The following is a 3,182-nucleotide window of genomic DNA, read 5'->3' as shown; positions in this document are numbered from 1 at the left end:
CATCGGACGGCGACCTGGCGGCCAGGGCGCTCGCCGGGGAGGACCGGGCGTTCACCCTGCTCATGCGCCGGACCAAGGAGCCGCTATACCGGTTTGCTCGCCGCCATATCGGCGATGAGGACCTCGCCTACGATATGGTCCAGCAGGCGTTCGTTGCGGCCTGGCGGTCTCTACGCAAATACGATCCCGCCTATCCCTTCGAGACTTGGATGCGCACCATCGTGCGCAACAAGTGCCGAGACGAACAGCGAAAGGCGCGCGTGCGCCGCTGGATCAGCCTCAGTCCGGTGACCAGTTCCGGCGCAGAATGGGACGCGCCGCAAGACACCGCCGACCCGGAACGCGCAACGGCCGACCGAGACCAGCTCAAGCGGGCGAAGACGGCGATCAGTGCTCTACCAGATGGGTTAAAGACCCCGCTCATCCTCACCGCCTTCGAGGGGCTCACTATGGCCGAAGCCGCCAAAGAACTCGGCCTTACGGAGAAGGCGGTGGAGAACAGGCTATACCGGGCGAGAAAGAGATTAACCGCAGCGCTGATCCGCAGAAATTGATTAGCCCTTGTGCGGTTCGGGGTCGCATTCAACGGCCGCTGAAGAGACCCTCGCGTCCTCGCTAGCAAATTTCGTTGCACGCCGCAGCTCTTTTCTGACACTCCGCGCAGCCGGACTATAAACAATCGCAAAAGAAACCCGGCTCAAAGAGCCCGGTCCTTCGGGTGTAAGCCACCCCTGAAATCGATTTGACCCATATGGGGTCGATCAGCCTTCAAAGAGCTTCGCCGAGATCGCATCAACCGCTGCGGCGTCGGCCTCCGGATCGCGGAAAAGATAGCCGTAGATGTCGAACGTGACCTGAATGGAGCTGTGGCCCATCAACTCCTGGATGCGCTTGGGCCCCATGCCCTGCTCGATGAAGAGCGCAGCAGCTGCGTGACGCAGATCGTGGAAACGAAAAGCGGGCTTCTCGACCTTTCTGCCGGTGTTGCCAACGACCTCGGTCGTCAGGCCGATAGCCCTCATCGCCGGAATGAAGACACGTTGCCTGATGTTCGAACCACTTTCGACATTCCCGTTGCCGTTCGGGAAGACGAGGCCCTTGCCTCCGACCGGGCACTGCAGTCGCCACTTTTTTAGCTCGAGACCGAGGACACCACTGATCGGGATGTCTCGATAGCCGCTAGCCGACTTCGTGCCCTTCACTGATCCGTCTGAGCGGCTGGCCTTGCGCACGCGGATGATGCGGTTATCAAAGCGGACATCATCCCATGTCAGAGCGCGCAGTTCGCCCAATCGCATGCCGGTCAGCATCGCGGCCATCAGAAGGACTTGCCCCTGGTCATCCGTGTTCGCGAGTAAACCGCTCAACTCATGTCGCTCCGGCATCCGCTTTACATACGGTTCGGCGCGCGGAGCCTTGATCGACTTGTCGGCTATGATGTTACGACCCACGAGGTTACGGCGCTGCGCTTCCTTGATCACCCGGTTCAGCGTGCCAAGCACGCGTTTGGCCATGGCCGCCGACCGCTCTTCGACGACGTCGTCTAGAAATTCTTGGATCATCGGCTCGGTGAGCTTGGTCAACAGCACGTGGCCGAGGTGCGGTTTTATGTAGAGCCGGACGTGCTGCTCGTACTGGTCCTGCGTGCCCGGTTCGAGCGCGCGGACCGAAGCGCTTCCAAGATGCAAGTCTGCTGCCTCGGTGACGGTACAGGTGGCCTTGTCGTGGACGAACGTGCCCTCGCCAAGCTGGCGGCTAACCTCTTCTAGAAAGGCTTGCGCCTCTTTTTTCCGTCCGAAGTTTTTGTATCGCCATTTGCCCTGAGTGTCCTTGTACTTCGCCGTCCAGCGTTTCGCACCAGCGGGGTGGTGATCGAATAAACTGCCATCAATTGTTCCTTATTGTCAGTCAGCGTTGATTTCCTATTGACGCAGATAACAATGTTAGGCATACATTCCCGCGCCGCCCATCGAACAGTCCGGTGGGCACGCGGATACATTCCATTGTCTATGAGAGGCGTCAAGATGAGTTTGCTGGACAGAGAGAAATTTTCCGATCCCGACTGGGTGGCGGACCAGCTACGGCTGGACTGGCGTGAGCGTCAATTCTTGACCGATGACGAGGCGACCGGCGCACCGCTAAAGGATGTGGCGACGCGCAAGGGCAAGGCAATCGCTCACGGTGGCGGAACCCTGTCTCGGTTCGCGACCGAGGCGGCGCTCAAGCACCTTCAGAGCGCAGGATGGATCACTTGCCAGAAGTCTCGCAAGATCGACCTAGACACCTACACGCCGGTACGCGGCTGGATGCGGCTGTGGGAGCTGGATCAACTGCTCAAGGCCGAGATGGTTATGACGTTGGCGGATTTCGCCGACCTCTCGTTCCTGCGGCTTGCTGATCTGCTTGCGGCCGTGCCTGGACCGCAACTCGATGAAAACGGCGATCCGATACCGCTGGCGATCAGCCTCGCAGAGCAATGGGTCGATTATGTGCTCTACTGGTTCGGCCTCGACAGCGGTGATGCCGCTGCGCGACGGGAAGCAAAGCAGGGAATCTCTGCAGCGCCTGCGAGCCAGATTGGTGCTGATCGCTCCCAGGACGCCCGGCTTCTTCTAATCGACCGACGCTGGCTTTTTGCGCGAGTACGCGATCTCCCGGACAGTCTTGGCGAGCCTGAGCTTGGTAAGAACAGCGAAAAGCTACTGCCTGGAGACGGCTGGCTTTTGCTCGCCGACATCCGCTCGCTTCGGTCCGCGAATTTCGACCTCGACTGGCTTCTGCACGCCTACCAGAGACATCGGACGGACGAGGGTACGTTTTTCTACACCTTCACAGACTCGCGCTGGGACGAGGCGCAGACCGCTCGCAAGCATGCGGCGGTCCGCATCGAACTCAACTTAGCCGAGCCACTGCGCCGCTTTATCCACCGCAACAGAAAGGAGGTTGAAGAACAATAAGTTACCTACCGCCTTGACGCTCTGAAAAGAACTCGCGCAAGGATCAAACCTATCTGAAAACCATTATCAAGGGAGCTACAAAACTCAAATGCTAAACAAGAAAATCATCGACGGTGAGTACATCGCCGCTCTCCTCAACCTTGTCCCCCACCCGGCCCGCGATCTCCAATTGGCGTCGATCAATCATCAAGACCATACCGCTCACGAGGGGGAGGTCACCTGATG

4 protein-coding genes are annotated in these 3,182 nt (G+C 59.2%); 3 read left to right on the top strand and 1 reads right to left on the bottom strand.

Features of this window, described 5'->3' with window-relative positions:
- The coding region (locus tag K5905_RS30540) for a sigma-70 family RNA polymerase sigma factor (protein WP_297591488.1) at nt 1–554 on the top strand (554 nt) is incomplete at its 5' end.
- Between the two features lie 207 nt (nt 555–761).
- Here K5905_RS30540 and K5905_RS30535 read toward each other — a convergent pair.
- Complete coding sequence (locus K5905_RS30535) at nt 762–1,583, bottom strand: site-specific integrase (protein WP_297591487.1); 822 nt, start codon at nt 1,581–1,583, stop codon at nt 762–764.
- A 39-nt stretch (nt 1,584–1,622) separates the two neighbouring features.
- On the opposite strand from K5905_RS30535, the gene K5905_RS30530 reads away from it, so the two are divergent.
- Both K5905_RS30530 and K5905_RS30525 read left to right on the top strand, forming a co-directional pair.
- Nucleotides 1,623–1,769: a hypothetical protein gene (locus tag K5905_RS30530; protein ID WP_297591486.1), complete on the top strand. Its 147-nt coding sequence runs from the start codon at nt 1,623–1,625 to the stop codon at nt 1,767–1,769.
- 255 nt (nt 1,770–2,024) lie between these two features.
- Nucleotides 2,025–2,957 carry a hypothetical protein gene (locus K5905_RS30525; protein ID WP_286799718.1) on the top strand — a complete coding sequence of 311 codons (933 nt, stop codon included), beginning with the start codon at nt 2,025–2,027 and terminating at the stop codon, nt 2,955–2,957.
- The last annotated feature ends 225 nt before the right edge of the window (nt 2,958–3,182 follow it).

It is taken from the genome of Roseibium sp. (assembly GCF_025698965.1).
Classification (GTDB): Bacteria; Pseudomonadota; Alphaproteobacteria; order Rhizobiales; family Stappiaceae; genus Roseibium.
Note: the sequence above shows the minus strand (reverse complement) of the source record. Positions and strands in the feature narration are given on the sequence as shown.